General features: G+C 58.6%; 17 protein-coding genes. 6 read left to right on the top strand and 11 right to left on the bottom strand.

The window, feature by feature from the left end; translation table 11 throughout:
- The first annotated feature begins 109 nt into the window (after positions 1–109).
- From gmk to recG, 5 genes are all read left to right on the top strand, one after another.
- Positions 110–733 (top strand): guanylate kinase, encoded by a 624-nt coding sequence (gene gmk / locus ACW81B_RS01145; RefSeq protein ID WP_491578359.1) that lies wholly within the window; start codon positions 110–112, stop codon positions 731–733.
- Positions 734–781: 48 nt separating this feature from the next.
- Complete coding sequence (gene rpoZ, locus ACW81B_RS01150) at positions 782–1,090, top strand: DNA-directed RNA polymerase subunit omega (protein WP_491578360.1); 309 nt, start codon at positions 782–784, stop codon at positions 1,088–1,090.
- A 145-nt stretch (positions 1,091–1,235) separates the two neighbouring features.
- On the top strand, positions 1,236–3,401 hold the full coding sequence (gene spoT, locus ACW81B_RS01155) for a bifunctional GTP diphosphokinase/guanosine-3',5'-bis pyrophosphate 3'-pyrophosphohydrolase (RefSeq protein ID WP_491578361.1): 2,166 nt from the start codon (positions 1,236–1,238) through the stop codon (positions 3,399–3,401).
- Between the two features lie 9 nt (positions 3,402–3,410).
- On the top strand, positions 3,411–3,797 hold the full coding sequence (locus tag ACW81B_RS01160) for a Rid family detoxifying hydrolase (protein WP_491578362.1): 387 nt from the start codon (positions 3,411–3,413) through the stop codon (positions 3,795–3,797).
- Entirely contained in the window at positions 3,790–5,892 is a 2,103-nt protein-coding gene (recG, locus tag ACW81B_RS01165) for an ATP-dependent DNA helicase RecG (protein WP_491578363.1), read from the top strand. Before ACW81B_RS01160 ends, recG begins: the two co-directional genes overlap by 8 nt.
- A gap of 11 nt (positions 5,893–5,903) precedes the next feature.
- Here recG and ACW81B_RS01170 read toward each other — a convergent pair whose 3' ends face one another.
- Positions 5,904–7,406, bottom strand: a complete 1,503-nt coding sequence (locus ACW81B_RS01170; RefSeq protein ID WP_491578364.1) for a hypothetical protein — start codon at positions 7,404–7,406, stop codon at positions 5,904–5,906.
- 225 nt (positions 7,407–7,631) lie between these two features.
- Here ACW81B_RS01170 and ubiA point away from each other — a divergent pair, with 225 nt between their 5' ends.
- Complete coding sequence (ubiA, locus tag ACW81B_RS01175; RefSeq protein ID WP_491578437.1) at positions 7,632–8,501, top strand: 4-hydroxybenzoate octaprenyltransferase; 870 nt, start codon at positions 7,632–7,634, stop codon at positions 8,499–8,501.
- Here the strand turns inward: ubiA and ACW81B_RS01180 are convergent, their stop codons facing one another.
- The 10 genes from ACW81B_RS01180 to ACW81B_RS01225 form a co-directional block, all read right to left on the bottom strand.
- Positions 8,502–9,449 carry a TonB family protein gene (locus ACW81B_RS01180; protein ID WP_491578365.1) on the bottom strand — a complete coding sequence of 316 codons (948 nt, stop codon included), beginning with the start codon at positions 9,447–9,449 and terminating at the stop codon, positions 8,502–8,504.
- Between the two features lie 8 nt (positions 9,450–9,457).
- Positions 9,458–9,964 carry an ExbD/TolR family protein gene (locus tag ACW81B_RS01185; RefSeq protein WP_491578366.1) on the bottom strand — a complete coding sequence of 169 codons (507 nt, stop codon included), beginning with the start codon at positions 9,962–9,964 and terminating at the stop codon, positions 9,458–9,460.
- On the bottom strand, positions 9,961–10,494 hold the full coding sequence (locus tag ACW81B_RS01190; RefSeq protein ID WP_491578367.1) for an ExbD/TolR family protein: 534 nt from the start codon (positions 10,492–10,494) through the stop codon (positions 9,961–9,963). The genes ACW81B_RS01185 and ACW81B_RS01190 overlap by 4 nt, the downstream gene beginning before the upstream one ends.
- Positions 10,491–11,138, bottom strand: a complete 648-nt coding sequence (locus tag ACW81B_RS01195) for a MotA/TolQ/ExbB proton channel family protein (protein WP_491578368.1) — start codon at positions 11,136–11,138, stop codon at positions 10,491–10,493. Before ACW81B_RS01195 ends, ACW81B_RS01190 begins: the two co-directional genes overlap by 4 nt.
- Positions 11,139–11,166: 28 nt before the next feature.
- Positions 11,167–11,463 (bottom strand): hypothetical protein, encoded by a 297-nt coding sequence (locus ACW81B_RS01200; RefSeq protein WP_491578369.1) that lies wholly within the window; start codon positions 11,461–11,463, stop codon positions 11,167–11,169.
- Entirely contained in the window at positions 11,460–12,065 is a 606-nt protein-coding gene (locus ACW81B_RS01205) for a tetratricopeptide repeat protein (RefSeq protein ID WP_491578370.1), read from the bottom strand. Before ACW81B_RS01205 ends, ACW81B_RS01200 begins: the two co-directional genes overlap by 4 nt.
- A complete protein-coding gene (locus ACW81B_RS01210) occupies positions 12,049–14,835 on the bottom strand; it encodes a tetratricopeptide repeat protein (protein WP_491578371.1) in 2,787 nt (928 codons plus the stop codon). The genes ACW81B_RS01205 and ACW81B_RS01210 overlap by 17 nt, the downstream gene beginning before the upstream one ends.
- Positions 14,832–16,700, bottom strand: coding sequence for a tetratricopeptide repeat protein (locus tag ACW81B_RS01215; RefSeq protein ID WP_491578372.1), 1,869 nt, complete (start codon positions 16,698–16,700; stop codon positions 14,832–14,834). Before ACW81B_RS01215 ends, ACW81B_RS01210 begins: the two co-directional genes overlap by 4 nt.
- Complete coding sequence (locus ACW81B_RS01220; protein WP_491578373.1) at positions 16,700–17,215, bottom strand: AraC family transcriptional regulator; 516 nt, start codon at positions 17,213–17,215, stop codon at positions 16,700–16,702. The genes ACW81B_RS01215 and ACW81B_RS01220 overlap by 1 nt, the downstream gene beginning before the upstream one ends.
- Positions 17,216–17,485: 270 nt before the next feature.
- The gene (locus tag ACW81B_RS01225; RefSeq protein WP_491578374.1) at positions 17,486–18,499 is read right to left on the bottom strand and encodes an FAD:protein FMN transferase; all 1,014 of its coding nucleotides are present in this window, start codon (positions 18,497–18,499) and stop codon (positions 17,486–17,488) included.
- Positions 18,500–18,509: the final 10 nt, after the last annotated feature.

Genomic DNA, 18,509 nt, shown 5'->3' on the forward strand with positions numbered 1-18,509 from the left:
TAAACCGTCATACCGGCGCAGGCCGGTATCCAGTCCCTTGAAACCAATGGATTCTGGCATGCGCCAGAATGACGGGAAACAAATATTCAGATACAAGGCAAATTCAGATATGTCACAAGGTACGCTTTACATCATTTCCGCCCCTTCCGGCGCCGGCAAGACCAGTATGGTCAAGGCGCTGTTGCAGCGCCTGCCGGAGGTGGTGGTGTCGGTATCCAACACCACCCGCGCGCCGCGCCCGGGCGAGCAGGACGGGGTGGACTACCACTTTACCGACAAGGCCGAGTTCGAGCGGCTGGTGGAAGCCGGTGAGTTTCTCGAATACGCACAGGTGTTCGACAATTTCTACGGCACCCGCCGCGCCACGGTAGAGGCGGAACTCGAAGCGGGGCGCGATGTGATCCTGGAGATCGACTGGCAGGGTGCGCGCCAGGTTGCCAGTGCCATGCCGGAGGCGGTCAAGATATTCATTCTGCCGCCCAGTGCGGCAGCGCTGCGTGAGCGGCTCACGGGTCGCGGCCAGGACAGTGAAGAAATCATCGAACGGCGCATGCGCGATGCGATCAGCGAAATGTCGCACTATGACGAGTACCAATACCTCATATTCAATGATGATTTTGAGGTGGCAGTTGACGAGTTGCGGGCGCTGTTCATCAGCCATCGTTTGAGGCTGGAAGCGCAGGTTCGGCGGCACGCCGATGCACTGGCCGGCCTGCTGGAATCAAATGGCTGATTCGCGTACACTTACGCGTTCCTTTACCGAATATCTGGCGAAAACAGCATGGCACGAGTTACTGTAGAAGATTGTCTCGACAAGGTTGATAACCGTTTTCAGCTGGTTCTGGTGGCGACCAAGCGCGCCCGTCAGCTGGCCAAGGGCGCAGAGCCGTTCGTGGAGTGGGAAAACGACAAGCCCACCGTGGTTGCGTTGCGCGAAATTGCCGAAAACTACATTACGCCGGCCATTCTCGACGAAAAACCCGAGGATACCGAAGCCGCCGAAGTGGAAATGGGCGAAGCCCTGACCGCGGTGGATGAGCAGTCCGGGAACATTGCCAGCGCCAGACCGGCAGAAACACCGGGCAGCTGATCCGCTGTAACATACCGGGTATACAACGAAAAAAGCCGCAACGGGTTTCCTGCTGCGGCTTTTTTGTGTCCAGCGTCGTGCAGGCACGGGGTATTTCGCCTATGATCCTGAAGCGATATTGCAACCGGAAAATGACCGACGATACATGCCGACCCCGCTGACAAAACCGCTACCTGATACGCAGCGCTTCCTGATCAGTGACCTGTGCGATCTGCTTGAGACCTACCTCGACAGGGAGCAGGTCAGCGAGGTTTACCGCGCCTATCTGCTCAGCGCCGAGGCGCACGAAGGCCAGCATCGCAAGTCCGGTGAACCCTACATCTACCACCCGGTGGCGGTGGCGCGCATTCTCGCCGAGATGCACATGGATCCGCAGAGCATCATCGCTGCGATCCTGCACGATGTCATCGAAGATACCGGTGTAGACAAGGCGCGGATCGAAAAGGAATTCGGTGAGGAAGTCGCTGAACTGGTCGACGGTGTCAGTAAACTTACCCAGATCAAGTTCGAAAGCCAGGCCGAGGCGCAGGCAGAGAATTTCCGCAAGATGATGCTGGCCATGGTGCGCGATATCCGTGTGATCCTGGTCAAGCTGGCTGACCGTCTGCATAACATGCGCACACTGGGCGTGATGCGCGCCGACAAGCGTCGTCGCATTGCGCGTGAAACGCTGGAGATCTATGCCCCCATCGCCAACCGCCTGGGCATGAACCAGATCCGCCTGGAACTGGAAGAGCTGGGGATGGCGGCACTGTACCCGATGCGCTACCGCGTGCTGTCCGAAGTTGTTAAAAAGGCGCGTGGCAACCGTAAGGAAATTCTCAACAAGATCGAGTCTGCCATTCAGCAGCGGCTTGGCGAGGAAAACATCCAGTGCCGCCTGCAGAGCCGCGAAAAACATATTTACAGCCTGTACAAAAAAATCCGTGATCGCGCGGGTTCATTCAATGAAGTGTTCGACGTGTACGCGTTCCGCATCATTGTCGATAACGTGGATACCTGTTACCGCGTGCTGGGCATGATGCACAACCTGTACAAACCGGTGCCCGGCAAGTTCAAGGATTACATTGCCATTCCCAAGGCCAACGGTTACCAGTCCCTGCACACGGTGCTGTTCGGCCCTTATGGTGTACCGGTCGAGGTGCAGATCCGTACCGAGGATATGGAGCGCGTGGCGGAATCGGGTATTGCGGCGCACTGGCTGTACAAGAGCAGTGAAAACACCGGCAGTGCCAACAATGCGCAGACGCGCGCCCGCGAATGGCTGCGTGAATTGCTGGAAATGCAACGCAATGCCGGTAACTCGCTGGAGTTCCTTGAGAACGTCAAGATCGACCTGTTTCCTGACGAGGTTTATGTGTTCACGCCGGCCGGTGATATTCTCAATTTAAAGCGTGGTGCCACCGCAGTGGATTTTGCCTATGCGGTGCATACCGATGTTGGCAATACCTGTATCGCCGCCAAGATCGACCGCCGGCTTGCACCGTTGCGCACGCCGTTGCTGAATGGACAGACGGTCGAAGTGATCACGGCCGCCGGTGCACACCCCAACCCGGCCTGGCTGAATTTCGTGGCAACCGCCAAGGCGCGTTCCAACATTCGCCATTACCTGAAGAATCTGCAAAATGACGAGGCGGCCGATCTGGGCCAGCGCATGCTCGACAAGGCGCTGCAGGGGCTGGGCAGCGCCCTGCAGGACATATCGGAAAGTGATCTGCAACAGCTTGTCGAGGAGTCTGGTTTTGATTCCTGCGAGGCCCTGTGCGCCGACATTGGTCTGGGTAATCGCGCCGCGGTGCTGGTGGCGCGCCGCCTGCTGCCGAGTGAAGGAGGTAGCGATGCGCAGGTGCAGGATGACAGTCACAATCAGCCGCTGGCAATTCGCGGCACCGAGGGCATGGTGGTGCACTTCGCGCGTTGTTGCCGGCCGATTCCCGGTGACAACATCATCGGCTTCATCAGCACCGGGCGCGGGCTGGTGATCCATACCGAGACCTGCAAAAACCTGGTGGATTACCGCAGCCGGCCCGATAAATGGATCGACGTGCAGTGGCAACCGGACATTGAGGGTGAATTTGCCGCAGAGATTCGTGTCGATGTCACCAACCAGAAGGGCGTGCTGGCGACCATTGCCGCCGAGATTTCCGAGCTTGAATCGAACATTGAAAATATATCTATCGAAGAGCGTGACGGCCTTGATACGGCGCTTAACTTTACCCTGACAGTACGTGACCGTCAGCACCTGGCGCGCGTGATGCGCGGCATCCGCAAGTTGCCGGCCGTCATGCGCATCACCCGCACCAAACACTGAGGAGACAGTATGCAACGCAAGGTGATTCATACCGACAAGGCGCCGCAGGCGATCGGAACCTATTCACAGGCCGTGCAGTGTGACAATACGGTATACCTGGCCGGGCAGATACCGCTGGTGCCGGAAACCATGGAGATGGTGGAGGGCAACATGGAAGCGCAGATTCGCCGCGTGTTCGATAACCTGTCGGCGGTGGCGGCAGCTGCGGGCGGCAGCCTGGCGGATATCGCAAAGTTGAATATCTTTCTTACCGATCTTGGTCATTTCCCGCTGGTAAACCAGGTGATGGCCGATTACTTCCAGGAACCCTACCCGGCGCGTGCCGCGGTTGGTGTGGCATCGTTGCCAAAGGACGCTGCGGTGGAGATGGATGCCGTACTGGTACTGAATGGCTGAATTGCGGGCAAGGCAGGAGGCCATGCTCGACGAAACACCCGTCGCCGCCCTGCGTGGCGTTGGTCCCAGGACAGCGCAAAAGCTGGCGGCGTTCGGTATCGAAACGGTTCAGGACGTGTTATTTCATCTGCCGCGCCGTTACCAGGACCGAACCCGTGTTGTGCCGCTCGGCAGTCTTCGCCCCGGCGATCATGCCGTGGTCGAGGTCACGGTTGACCTTGCCGAAATCAAATTTGGCCGCCGTCGCAGTTTGCTGGTGCGTGTCAGTGACGGCACCGGTTCGCTGATGTTACGTTTTTTCCATTTCAGCAAATTACAGCAGGCCGGTTTCGAGCGTGGCACACGCCTGCGCCTGTACGGTGAAGCACGGCGTGGCCCGGCTTCGCTGGAAATGGTGCACCCGGAGTACCAGCGCCTCGGCGAAGATGAAGAGCTGCCGACCGAAGCGCGTTTGACGCCGGTGTACCCGACCGGAGATGGTATCCACCAGTTGACCCTGCGCAAACTCAGTGAACAGGCGCTGGCATTACTCAACGAGAACAATTTGCCCGAGTGGTTGCCCGGACCCTTGCGCGAGTCAGCGGGGTTGTCGGATTTACAGGCGGCACTGCGTTATGTGCATCGGCCACCGGTGGGCGCCGACCTTGCAGCGCTGGAAGCCGGTGTCCATCCCGGCCAGCAACGCCTGGCGTTCGAGGAAATGCTGGCGCATCACCTGAGTCTGCGCGCCGTACGTCAGCGCGCAACCCGCCTGCGAGCGCCGGCGCTGGGTGAAGGGGATGGCTTGCTGCAACAGTTCTACCAGCAGTTGCCCTTTACCCTGACTGGCGCACAACAGCGGGTAGTGAAGGATGTCCTGGATGATCTTGCGCAGCCTCACCCGATGATGCGGCTGGTGCAGGGGGATGTCGGTTGTGGAAAAACGGTGGTTGCGGCGGCGGCTGCCGTGCGCGCGCTGGCCAGTCAGCACCAGGTCGCTGTCATGGCGCCGACCGAACTGCTTGCGGAACAGCATTTCGCCAGTTTCCAGCGCTGGTTCGAGGGGCTGGGTATTCGTGTCGGCTGGTTATCGGGGCGTATCAAGGGAAAGGCACGCCGCGAACTGGTCGAGGCCATGCAATCCGGCGATGTGCAGTTGCTCATCGGCACCCATGCCCTGTTTCAGGACGATGTGGTATTTGAGCGGCTGGGGCTGGTGATCATCGATGAACAGCACCGCTTTGGCGTGCACCAGCGCCTTGCCTTGCGCAACAAGGGTCGCGAAGGCGGGTTGCTGCCACACCAGCTGATTATGACGGCCACGCCGATACCGCGCACACTGGCCATGGCCCTGTATGCCGACCTCGACAGTTCGGTTATCGATGAGTTGCCGCCGGGGCGTACGCCAGTGCAGACCGTGGCATTGGCAGAGAGTCGCCGTGCTGAAGTTGTCCAGCGTGTGCGCGAAGCCTGTCGCGGCGGTCGCCAGGCGTACTGGGTGTGCACGCTGATCGAGGAATCGGAATCGTTGCAGTGCCAGGCTGCGGAAGACACGGCGGCAGAGTTGGCGGAAGCCTTGCCGGAACTGACAGTGGAGCTGGTGCACGGTCGTCTTAAAGACACCGTGAAGGCGCAACGGATGGAAGCCTTCAAGCAGGGCAAGGTCGATCTGCTGGTCGCAACCACGGTCATTGAAGTCGGTGTCGATGTGCCCAATGCGTCGCTGATGATAATAGAGAACGCCGAACGGCTGGGCCTGGCGCAACTGCACCAGTTGCGTGGCCGGGTTGGACGCGGCAGTGAAAAGAGCAGTTGCGTGCTGTTATACAGGGGGCCGCTGTCACAGATGGCACGCCAGCGGCTGGCCGTATTGCGTGAAACCAGTGACGGCTTCGAGATTGCACGCCGTGACCTGGAGCTGCGCGGTCCGGGCGAAGTACTGGGGACGCGCCAGACCGGCATGGTGCAGTTCCGCATTGCCGACCTGCTGCGTGACCAGGCACTGGTGCCGGCAGTGGAGCAGGCGGCCGGCTGGCTGTTACAGCATGCACCGGATCATGTTGCACCGGTTATTCGTCGCTGGCTGGGGCATGCCACGCGCTATGCGCAGGCATGAGCTGACACTGTTCAGGCGCTGGCCTTGTTTTCGCCGGCAACTTCATTGAGCCAGGCGCTGTTGTGCTCGTTGATGATTGCGTGCGCACGATGTGCCAGTGAGTTGTCCAGTTCGGCCGCGCGTTGCAGGGCTTCAAAACCTTCCCGGGCATGCCCCGCCTCGACCAGCTGGCGTCCACAGGCAAAATTCAACGCCGCATCGTGACGGTTCGTGTCACACACTGACTGGCAGATCACAGCAAGTTCGTGCTGGCCAACCAGTCGCTCGGCCAGTTGTATGTAGCGCATGGCGGGTTCACCGTGCAACGGCTGCGCGGCGTGTTGTTGTTGCAGTTGCGTGAAGCGTTTCAGCTCGTGCTGGAATCTTGCGTGGCGTTCATCCCACTCGGGCTGGATGCCGGATTGCCACAACCGGTCCAGGGCTTTAAGCAGGTCTCCGGACAGCAGGTGCTCTGCGGCCGGTTGCTCCGGCAGTCCCGACCAGGCGAGACGCTCCAGTCCCAGTCCGGCCAGCAGGTCACGCAGCGCACTGTTGCGGTTGCTGCTGGTTTGCGCCTGTAGCAGCCAGCGATTGGCGTTGTCCCTGTTGAGTGTTTTACCCAGCAGCAGTTCAAAGTGGCTGAACGGCTTGACCACCGGTGCAGGGCAGCGGTCTGCGGCTTTCATGATCATTGGCCAGTACTGGCGGTGCAGATAGAGGTCTGCCAGTACCTGGCTGGCAAGCAGTTGTTCAGCCTGCTGTTCATCGACGTGATCGGCGACCCAGCGGCCGGCGTCCTGCTGAAGCTCGGCGCGCAGTTCATGGCCGAGAATTGTGTTCCATGTGTTCAGTCGTTGTAGCGCCGGAAGCAACAGACGCGTTGCAAGACCGGGGCGAAGTTGTAGCGCATCAATTATCTGTGGCCAGTCTTCGCTGCGGCGTGCGATCCAGCCCTGCAGGCCATGCTGTTTGCGTGCCTGTGCAGCGACGGCGCCGGCCAGTGCCAGTCGGAACAGGTCGCGTGACAGGAAAAACAGCAGTGGTGCGCCGATCGCAAGAACGGTTTTGTGCGCAAAAGGAAATGCATGACGCGGTATCTGGTGGATGGCAAGTTTTGCATCTTCCGTTAGTAAAACCCGCTGTAGCGGGGCGACGTGGAAATGGGCCAGGCGGCGTTCCAGCATGGAGAAGAGTTCCGCTGATTGTTTTTCGTCCAGGCTGACACCCTCGGCTTGCCGTGGGTGTGTCAGGTATTGTTGCAGGGTTACCCAGCCGGCCACCAGCGCCAGCGCGCAAAGGACTTCGGTAACGAACCAGTCGAGTGGTCCGTGAATATGACCGTACATCCAGATGGCGGTCAGCGATGCACTGACCAGCGTGATAGCGGGCGATAACAGTAGCAGGCTGGTTATGCCATTGAGCAGTCCAAGCACGGCGAGTCGCAGCGTCGGCTTGCGGTCGATGCTGCGCTTCAGGCGAGTGCCGACAGGCTGCAGCCACTGGGTGCGCGTCTGGTTGAGGGCTTGGTATGACATGACGATCCCCTGTCTCCGGGTTACAGGCAACCAGTGTGCGCCGCTGAAGGTATGGATTCCGCGATACGGGTCACAGTGAAGCGGACTGGATATGTGAGTTGCATCGCAGCTTGTTCCATCAGCTGCTGGTGCCGTTGCTGTCCGCTCAAGTGTGCGATAATCACCACATTTTACGGATCGTGTCAGGGTGGGGGATCAGTGGATAGCGGGAAAATCAGGGAGCGCATGGCACGCTATGCCCGCCTCATGCGACTCGACAAGCCGATTGGTATTTACCTGCTGCTATGGCCGACGCTGTGGGCCTTATGGATTGCCGGTGAGGGCAAACCCGATCTGCTGGTACTGGTTGTTTTCGTGGTGGGCGTGGTGCTGATGCGTTCGGCGGGCTGTGTCATCAATGATTACGCTGACCGGCACATAGACCCGCATGTTGCGAGAACCCGCAGTCGGCCGATTGCCAGCGGTGAAGTTTCGCCGCGTGAGGCACTGATGTTATTCGCTGCTTTGTGTGTACTGGCTTTTATGCTGGTGCTGTTGATGAATACACTCACGATCTATCTGTCATTCGTGGCTGTCGTGCTGGCGGCCCTGTATCCCTTTATGAAGCGTTATACGCACCTGCCACAGGTAGTGCTCGGCGCGGCCTTCGGCTGGGCCGTCCCCATGGCGTTTGCCGCCCAGAGCGGGGACGTGCCGCGCGTTGCCTGGTTGTTGTTTGTGGCAACGGTATTGTGGACAACGGCCTATGACACGATGTATGGCATGGTCGACCGGGAAGATGACCTGAAGATAGGTGTGAAATCAACGGCAATTCTGTTCGGTGACTCTGATCGACTGGTGATCGGTGTGTTGCAGTTGCTGGCGCTGGGTGCGCTGGCGCTGGCCGGTCAGGCCGCGTCGCTGGGCGGCTATTATTATTTTGGCCTGGCGCTGGCGGCCGGGCTTGCCCTGTACCAGCAGTACCTGATTCGTGACCGTGAACCGGTGGCCTGCTTCAGGGCGTTCCTCAATAATCACTGGTTCGGTGCAGCGGTATTCTCCGGTATTGTGCTGGCTTATCTTGCCGGCGCCGGGTCAGGTAGCACTGCCGGCTGATCAGGCCGGCAGGAAATCTATTGGATAGGTGACGGTGACATCGCCGACCTGTTTGGCGCCGAAATTAAACATCTTGATGCGCCGTAACAGTTTCTGTTCCAGTGCCTTGTCACCCAGTTCGCTGGAAACCAGCTTGATGCGGGTGATTTTCCCCGAGGGCGATATCGTCAGGCTGATGACCATTTTACCCTGCAGGCCGGGGTCCTTGCGCAGGGCGCGGTTGTACAGGCTGTAAATTGCCCCCTTGTTGCGGTCAAACACGATCTGGATGTCTTCATAACTGCGCGACGCAGTGCGGCTGTCACGTTTTATCCGGTTGTTGATCGAGGCCCTGGCGATTGAGCTTTTTACCTCGGTGGCCGTGCGTGCAGCCAGCTTTGTCGACCCGGTATCGCGGCTGAGCCTGGAGGTGTTGATGCCCTGGCTGGCGCTGCCGACCTTCGAGGTGATCAGCGAACGTGTTGTTTTGCGTGCTGTTGTCGCCGTGTTGCTCACACGTCGTGCGCCCCGCAGTTCGTCCACCGACTGATCACGCAGGTCAGACAGCGAGTCCTGCAGGGCCAGCAGCCCGGCACTGGATGCTTTTTTGCGTGCCTGCTCCAGCGCATCGACTTTGGGTTTTTTCGGTTGAACCTTTTTCACCACTTTGGTTGGTGGCTTTTTCTTCGGTGTGATTTTCTTTTTAACCGGCTCGGGTTTCTTTTTAACCACCCTGGGCTTTGGTTTTGGCACCGGCTTCGGTTCCACCTGTTTCTCGAAAATCAGCCTGGCAACCCGGGGAGGCAGTTCTATCTCCTCGTCTGCCGGTTTATTGAATACCGGCAGGTAAGGGATGGCAATAGCCAGTGCAACGGTCAGTACCAGGGTGATGGTAAGAATCTTGCGGAAACGACGTTCGTCGTCCGCCGATATCGACCAGGGCAGTGAGAGCGAATGCGAATAGACCATGTCGTTTCCTAGCTTTCCTGTGCCGGTTTCTGAAGTACGGCGAGTGAAATCTTGCCGAAACCTGCTTCCGTGCAGGTTGCCATGACTTTCTTGAGCAGCTGGTAGGGGATTTCCTTGCTGCCCATAATCGTGACTTCAGGCGCCACGGTCTTGCTGCTGCTTGTATTGATGAAGCGACGCTTGTTCTGGGCTTCCAGTGCATACTTGAGCGGTTCGATCGTCAGTTTCCCGTTATCGGGAATATTGCTGACGCGCAGTATGCGGTTGCCCTGCACCAGGATTTCCTTGTCAGTGACCATAACCACAATATTCTGACGGGGCTTCTGTTCGGAAATCGATTCAGGCAAGGCAACATCTTTCGCGCTGGGCAACACCTCGCCTTCTCCCGAGTTCACCAACAGGAAGAAAACAAGAATGGTAAAGATGTCCATCAGGGAGACCAGGTTGAAACCCGGTGTACCCTTGCTGCGCTTGTGGTGGCGCTCCATGCGCTTTGCGCGACGCGACATTTTCATTTTGTGTTCCTTTTTGCGGTACGCAGCTTGCCCGCCGGTGCATCACCAATGGAAATGGCGGGGAACAGTTCGGCCATGATGGCTTCACCGTCACGCTCGACACGCGCGACGCGCAGGGTGTCCATCATTTCCACCAGGCGATCATAGGACGTGTCCGTTTCCAGCAGCAGGGTGATGTCCTTTTTATCAGGGAAGCGCGCCTTGATTTGTTGCAGCATGTTGGATACCTGTTGCAGGTGGCTTCCGTCCCCGGTCACGGCGATGGATTTCAGCAGGCCGCGTTTACGGTCACCGATTTCCACGACATTGCGACGGACGATGACTTCCAGCTGGAGTTGTTCCTTTTCATTCCTGTCCGCGGCCTTCGAAGCGGAGGCTTCAGTGGGCAGGTTAAGCTCCAGGATGGTAATGCGGGAGAACACTGCCGTGATCAGCAGGAACGGCACCAGTATGACCATCAGGTTCATAAAGGCCGTTATGTTGACCTCGGCCGGCTCACTCGCCAGCTTCTTGCGCCAGCGACGTTTCATCCGGCCGACGCCCGGTTACGTTCGGTGAGGATATTCAGGAATTTGACCGATGCCATTTCCAGGCTGTCGACCAGTTCGGTGGTCTTGGTTTGCAGCACCGTGTAGATCAACAGCAGCGGGATGGCCGCCATCAGGCCGAATGCCGTGGTGTTCATGGCCACCGAAATACTGGCAGACAGCATGTCAGCTTTCTCGGCCGGGTTGGCATTGGCAACAGCGGTAAAGGCCTGGATCAGACCCATGATGGTGCCCAGCAGGCCGAGCAGGGTGGCGATGTTGGCGAAGGTGGCCAGGTAGTGGGTACGTTTTTCCAGTCGCGGCACGGTTTCCATCAGGCCCTCTTCCATGGCGACCTCGACATCGTCGCGGCGGGCGTCGCTGTCGGTACGGTCCAGTCCGTAGCGCAGGATACGGCCCAGTGCGGCTTTGGATTTTTCGGTAATGGCGATGGCCTGGCTGTAGTTGCCTTCCATCAGCATCGGCATCACCTGCTTCCAGATACGCTGATTGGTGGCGCGTGCGGCAGTCAGGTAGATGTAACGTTCCGCGGCAATAGCCACGCCGAGCGCCAGTACTACCACAATGGGGTACATGAACAGTCCGCCGGACTGAAAAAATTGTACGAATGTCGAGTAGGTATCCATGGTGAACTCCTTGATGTAGTCCCTTGTGTTACGGGGATTCAGAGGTTTTGCTTGAGCCGTTTTTGTGAACTGTGTCGAAATATTGCAATTTGCGCCGGAAAACATCCGGGTCAACCGGTTGTAGTGTGTTGTTTACCAGGCTGTTTACAGGCCGATCGGGCGCCAGTGCCGCCTCCGGGTCTTTCCAGGGAACGATAAACAGCGCCTTGGGCAGTTCCCGGTTGCCAATGATCGACATGCCGTCGAGATCGAGCGTTTCTTCCGCCAGCACGGGTGGTGTGACGCAGATACATAGCAGGTATATGAAAATATTCAGATATTTCACGGGATTTTCCTCGCCTGCGCATTGCCGTTGCGGCGTTCGAGATCCACTACCCAGCGGTTAACGGTAACGTCTTCCTCGCCCTTGAGCGCCAGGTATTTCCGGTAGTGCTGTAGCGCCAGCAGCGGCTGTTGCAGATACAGGTCGTACAGAATGCCGATATTGCGGTGTGCCAGGGCGTAGTCCTGGTCCAGTTCCAGTGCTTTCCGGTAGGCGTCCAGCGCGGCTTTGAAGTCGCCCTGGTTGCGGTACAGGATGGCCAGCTGGTGCCACACGGCCGGGTTTTCCGGGTTGAGTTTCAGTGCCTGGTTGAGGGCCTCCGCGGCCGCGTCATCCTGTCCGGTCAGGCGGTAGGCAATACCGAGATTCAGGTAAGGGCCGGCCAGTGCGGGTTGCTTGGCAATGAAGGCTTTCAGTACCGGGATGGCCGCCTTGTGATCACCGCGTTGCATCAATACCAGTGCATTGTCATAGGCGCGAGGCAGTTTTTGTTCCTGTACCGCCTTGTTGTCCTTAGTGGGTGTGTCGGGCGTGCGCACACTGCTGCAACCTGCGGCAAGCAGGATTGCAGTGGCAACGAGCAGGGTCTTATTGAAGGACGGCAACAAAATCTTCCCCCTGTTCCTGTTTGGCGTAACGGACCGGCATCAGCTCGGCAAGCTCGACCAGACTTTTACGTATCCATTCGTCATACAGGCCGTCGGCCGTGCGTTGGGCATTGGTTTCGTGAACCTCGATGGATTTTTCCTCGAAGGGATAAGCCTGTTCCTCGAGCAACAGTTCATACTGTTCCAGCTCTTCCTCGTTCAGGTTGCGCGGCCGTTCCGATGCCATCAGTGCGGCGCCAAAGTCCTTGTATATCTCGCCGATGCGGAAGGTGGCCTCGGTTGAGACGGCGGCGACCTTGTAGCCGGCAGCCTCGGTGTAGCCCCTGATGGAGGCTTTCATGTGTTTTTTCTTTCTCGCCAGGCTCTTCTTTAGCGGCTCTTTCAGCGCAACCTTTCGGTAGGCGGCGTATTCGTCGGCAACCAGTGCAAGTTGTGCGTTCGCGGCAAGGTAGCGGGTGCGGTCAGAACGTTGCCTGCCGGCAGCGTCATCTGTCCTGACCAGTTGTGTTTGCCAGTAACGCTTTTTACCGGGCTGGCCGGATTTGTCATACAGCAGGACAAGCTGGTACTGCGCTTCCATGGCGGGTTCAACAGGCTGCGGGAATTCCTTGATGAAACGTTTGTAAGCCTCGATGGCCTTGTCGCTGCGTCCGGCCTGCTGGTACAGGCTGGCTGTTGTCAGGCGGGCCTCGCGCCGCAGTGCCGGGTCTTTCTCGCTGCCGGCAATGCGCTCGAATTCGTTTGCGGCAAGAACCGGCTGACCGTTTTCACGGTAGAGTACGGCGAGCTTGCGGGTCACGTCGGCCTGCAGCTTGTGGTGCGGGTTGGCTTTTCGCCAGGGTTCCAGAATGCGGATCGCTTGTGGCCATTGTTTGAGTGCGATATAGGCCGCGGCGGCATCGTACTGGGCTGTGACGTTGATTGGAGAGGTCGGGACAGCCGAGGCAATTCTCAGGAAGTGAGCGGTTGCACCCGCCAGGTTGCCTGCGCTGCGTTCCTGTTCACCCTGTTTATAAATACTTGCGGCCAGTTTTTCCTGGAGGGCCGGGCGTTTTTTGTCTTTACGCGGGGTGCGTGCCAGAACTTGCTGGTAGGCGGCTTCGGCCTGCAGGTAATCATTCTGGTCAAAGCGGGCATGGGCGATGACGGTCCAGGCCGACAGGGACAGTGCCGGTGTGGCACCAGGATGTGTGGTGACAGGCAGTGCGGCGTCGATGGCGCGCTGGTAGTCACGTAATGCGTAGAGCTGCTGGGCCGCCAGTGTGCGCACCGGCAGTGCCTGTTTGTGTTCAGGGAAATCGTTGGCGAAGCGCAGTGCGCTGTTGATGCCGGCCAGGTGCCAGTCGGCACGTGCTTTACCTTTCAGTGCGGGTTCATGTTTACGATAGGCGAGTAATGCCGCGTAGCCGGACTCCGCCGCTTTATCGTGTGCACCGTACTGGTAGGCGGTACGCTCGTACTGCAGCGCCGCCTCGCCGTGCGAGCCGGCGCTGGTCAGCAGTTCTGCGTACAGGAAGTTCATGTACGGCGCCTGTTTGCTGGTCGGGAATGCGCTCAGGAACAGGCGGTACCAGCGGCTGGCTTCCGCGTAGGCGGCGGGTTTCTTCTGTTGCTGTGCCTGGGCGTGGTAATGCTCGGCAATATCACGCAGGTGGCGTTGAACCTGGTTGAGGACTTCGGGTGAGTCTTCCGGGTTGTGCTGCTGCCAGTATTTGCCGGCAGGCTGGTAACGTTCGACAAAGGCCTGTTTTTCTTCGAGCACACGGGCGCCGAAGCCGGCCTGCTTGTAAACATCGATGACCCTCGACTGGAACAGTGGTGCCTCGCGGTGTTGCGGGTGGGCTTCAGCAAACAGGCGGTAGGTGTCAGCCGCATCGGTGAAGCGCTCTTTGGAAAGGTGCAGTCCCGCCAGGCGTGCATACAGCAGGGGTTCGAAGGGTTTATTACCGCGGCGTGAGAAATACTGCTGTATGGATTTATGGTCGCCGAGATAGGAGAAACTCAGGCTGATTGCCCGCAGGGTGTCATCGAGGCGTTCCTGGTCGGCACGCGCCAGATCTTTCGGCAGTTCCGTGCTGTCGTGTGCACCGAGCATTTCGTCCAGCAGGTTGATGTAGGCATGCAGCGCAGATTCATAGTCATTCTGTTTGAAGCGGGCCCAGCCGAGTTTATACAGCGCCTGTTGGTGGAAATCAGATTCACTGCCGGTATCGAGCACGGCCTGGTAGGCGGCTTCCGCTTCGCGGAACTGACGGCGAACGAAAAGATATTCACCGCGTCTGAACTGGGCTTCATCGTACTTGTCTTCGCTGGAATACTGCGTTGCGTAACGGCTGAGTGCCTGCATGGCAGGCTCTGCTTCACCCGATTGTTCGTAGGCGCGTGCCAGCTGGTAGAGTGCCGTGTCGTTGTGTTCGTGGTCGGGGTAACGTTTCAGCAATTCTGCATAGAGTTGAGCGGCGCGCGAGGTGCTGCCCGCCACCGCCTGGCCGTCTCCCAGTGCATCCTGTTCTTCAGCGAGATACAGGTCGGCAAGCCGGCGCATCGCTTCCGGCACAAAAACGGTTTCGGACGATTCGTCGAGAAAGGCCTGGTAGTGCCGGATCGCTGATTTGCGCGGATCACGGTTTTGCACTCGCGGTGTTTCCGGCAGGCCCGGTGTTTCCAGCGAACCAATGGTGGGTTCATTATAAGTGCCGGGCAGTTGCACGGACGAGCAGCCACTGGCCAGTATCGCGATCAATACCAGGGACGGGCGGGCTCTCATGGTTGAGTTCCCGTTTCGTTTTGTCTGGCGAGCTGGTCATAGTTGCGTGCCAGGGCATAACGCGCCTGGGCGCGGTAACTGATCAAACGTTCACGGCGCGCACCCAGTTCCTGCATGGCAAGTTGGTAGATCTGCTGGCGGGCAGAATTTCGCGCTTCGTGAATGGCGGGGAGCAGTGACAGGATGCGCTGGCGCAGGGTTTCGATGCGCTGGTCGTAACCGTTGAAAGAGTCCGGCACGCTTTCCAGTGCCTGCTCGATAGCCTGGTGTCCGGCCATCAGTTCTGCAACCGGTTGCTCCAGACGTTTGAGTTCCTTGCGGACTTTCCACAGGCGATCAGGGTAATCAGACTGGATCTGCCAGTACAGCACACCACGCAACCAGCGTGCCTTGTCGCGCAGGGATGCCTTGCGTTTGTCGTCTTCAGGCAGCTTGTCGAGTATGCGTTCCACTTTATCCAGTGTGGCCAGTTGTTGCTGTTCCTTGCCGGTCGCCAGACCCAGTGGGTCATTGCGCTGTTTCTGCGCCTCAAGTTCGCTATTGAGCGACAGCCAGCGTGTCTGTAATGCTTGTGCTTCGTTCAGGTCCAGTTGTTTGCGGATGCCGGGTGCGCGCAATTCGTACGCCAGGCGGCGGGTGTCAACCATGCCGTGCAATAAATCGATATTGGTCAGTCGCTGCGCCAGGAGTTCCTGCAGAAAACCCAGGTCGCGGTAGTCTTTCAGGTTTTCCTGGAAGTCGTGCGTGGCGAGAACATCAACCAGGTAACGCCCGGAAGGGATGTCTTTCAGTGCGGGTATGTCGTGCAGCCAGCCGCCGGACTCATGGGTGTCGGCCTGCTCGAGCAGTTCCAGCAGGGCGCCGGACTCTGCTGCCTGAATGGCGGCTTCGAGGTCTGCCTGCTCGCTATCGTAATAGTCGATGGCCTGTTCATAAAAGTAGATGGCACGGTCACGGTCACCGAGGCGTGCAAAGGAATAGGGTACCGCGAGGCGAACCTCGAGTGCGGCCGGCTGTTTGCTGCCAAGCTGGTTTAGCCTGAGCCAGGGCGCCAGTGCCGCTTCGTAATCACCACGCTCGGCATCGGCCCAGCCGGCACCCAGCAAGGCTTCCTGCATGAACGGCCCGCGCAGTCGAACCCGGTTCAGGTATTTACGCGCCTGCCCTGGTTCGCCTTCGCGCAACAGCTGGTAACCCAGCGCCAGGTTGGCCCTGTCGCGCAGGGCGAGCAGCTCCTCGTCACGGGTTTTTCCCCTGCCAAGCTTGTCCAGCGTTGCCTGGCCGGCCTTGATGTCACCGGCGCGGAGTTGTGCAATACCCTTGTTGATCTGGAGATACTCTTTCCAGCCCTCCGGGGCCCGTGTCTTGTTGAGTATCTCCGTGGCCACGCTGTCCTTCCCCATGGCCATGTAGATGTTGGCGGCCAGTACCGCAAGTTCCGCCTGCATGGCCCTGTTTCCGGTGATTTCAACGCGTTTGTAGGCCGCCGCCGCTTTTTCATAGAGGCCGTGCTGGTAGGAAATCCTGGTGAGGTAGAACCAGGCGCGGTTACGCAGGTCAAGGCTGGTATCGGGGCCAAGTAATGTCCGGAAGCGTTCTCCAGCCTCGTCGAGCATACCGTAGGAGAGTTGCAGTCCACCCAGCAACAACTCCGCTTCATCGCGGTGATGGGGAAGCTGCTCCTGTGCCTGGGCGGCCATCAGGTGTGAGATGGCGGTGAAATAATCATCCTGATAGAAATGAAACAGCACCTCTCCATAGTGGAGGTCCTGTACATGCTGCGGCTTATCGGCGCCAGCGAAACTGCCGGTTGCCAGCAGGCTGGAACACAGTAACAGCAGCTGCCGCAGGATGTGGCGAGGCATTACCATTCCTTGACGTTGAATTCCGGCTGCTGATTGTTCGTTGCATCAACGATCTGAAGCTCAACATACTTTGGTCCCAGTCCCTTCCTGACGGTGGTCGTGGAACCGCGGCGGTAATCGCGGCCGTGCGGCCCCTTGCCGGTGAAGAAAGCGACCAGTTCATGTTCGCCATTCTTGATGTTGCCGATATGAATGCGTTGCACGCCACCGCGTACCAGTGCCTCGATTTCACGGGGGGTATACAGGTAATTGGCGACTTCCTTGCCATCCAGTTTTACGCTAACGGAGTCGAGCTGGAAAAAGGTCCCGACATCCATGGACAGGAAGACCGAGATCTGGGTGTTGGAGGGGAACAGCAACTCTTCCTCCAGCAGGAACAGGTCGCGGTTGAGTTCGAGAACCTGTTTTTTCAGATTCTGTACTTCTTCCTGCATGCCGGTTGGCTGTTTTTCGGCCAGCGTCATGACGGGCCAGGCGATCAGGCCGGCCAGGATTGCTGCTGTCAGTGTTTTCATAACGCCCTCCTGCGGCGTTGCGGGTATGCGCGCACGTGCACGCGAGTATCGCGTTATTCAGCAACGGGTTTCTGCTACCGGGTTCACAAACCGGGCGTGCGCTACGACACACTTGTTCGATACAAGTCCCTTGTTACGGTGGAAGAAGCAAGGTTTGTACCATGTGGGATGTCTACACTGTTCGGGGCGTGCAATGATGATTTCTGTCGCATCAGGGCGACAGGTGCAGTATTAACCGGCTTTGTGGTGACTCCGGGTAATTTTCTGTCTTCATTGAGAGACAGTAGCCGACGGCGTCTTGACGCCTGTGCGCGGGTTTTTGGCGGGTTGCAGGTCATTGGAGTAGTACAGGACACCGTGGCCATCGACGAGGATGGCATCGATGCCGGGGAGGCGGTCGATGAGTGCCATGCCCTTATCCAGCCCGAGAACGAACACGCTGGTAGACAGGGCGTCGGTTGTGGTGGCGTCGGGGCCGATAATCGTGACGCTCTGCAGTTCCCGCGCCGAGTCGCCGGTACGCGGGTTGATGATGTGGTGGTAACGCACGCCAGACTGCTCAAAGAAACGTTCGTAGTCGCCGGAAGTGGAAACGGCAACGTCGATCAGTGGAATCATGGCCACCACGCCTTTGCGGTCACGCGGGGCGCGGATGCCAATCGTCCACGGGCGGCCCCAGCGTTCGCCGGCTACACGACTGTCGCCGCCGGCGCGCACCAGGGCATTGTGTATATCCAGTTGCTCAAGCAGTGTCACGCAACGATCGACAGCATAACCTTTTGCAATACCGCCAAGGTCGATGCGCATACCGGGCTGCCCAAAGCGCACCGTCTGTCGAGTGCTGTCAAGCTGTAACTGCCGGTAGTTGATGAGGGCTGTGGCCCGGGCGCGATGCGTGTCATCGGGACGGATGCCTTTGCGATAGTCATAGAGAAAACCCACGCTGGCGAACGTCACGTCAAAAGCCCCGCCGGTTAGATCCGATACACGTTTTGCGCGCTGTAACAGCTCAAACAGTTCCTTGCTGACGCGCACCGCGTGCTGGCCGGCTTCCCGGTTGACGAGAGACAGTTCACTGCTGTCGATGAAAGGGCTCATGGCGGCGTCGATGCGCCGCATTTCAGCAAGCACGGTGTCTACGCCGCGTTGTGCAATGGCCGGGTCCTTGTGGTAAAGCTCGACAACAATGCGTGTACCCATGATGTCGGCTTCCTGCTTGAGCCAGCCGGCTATCCCGCTTGTCGAGAACAGCAGGGTGAGTGTCAGGCAAAGAAATCGCAGCATGGGATGGTGG

It is taken from the genome of Thiogranum sp., from assembly GCF_058323355.1.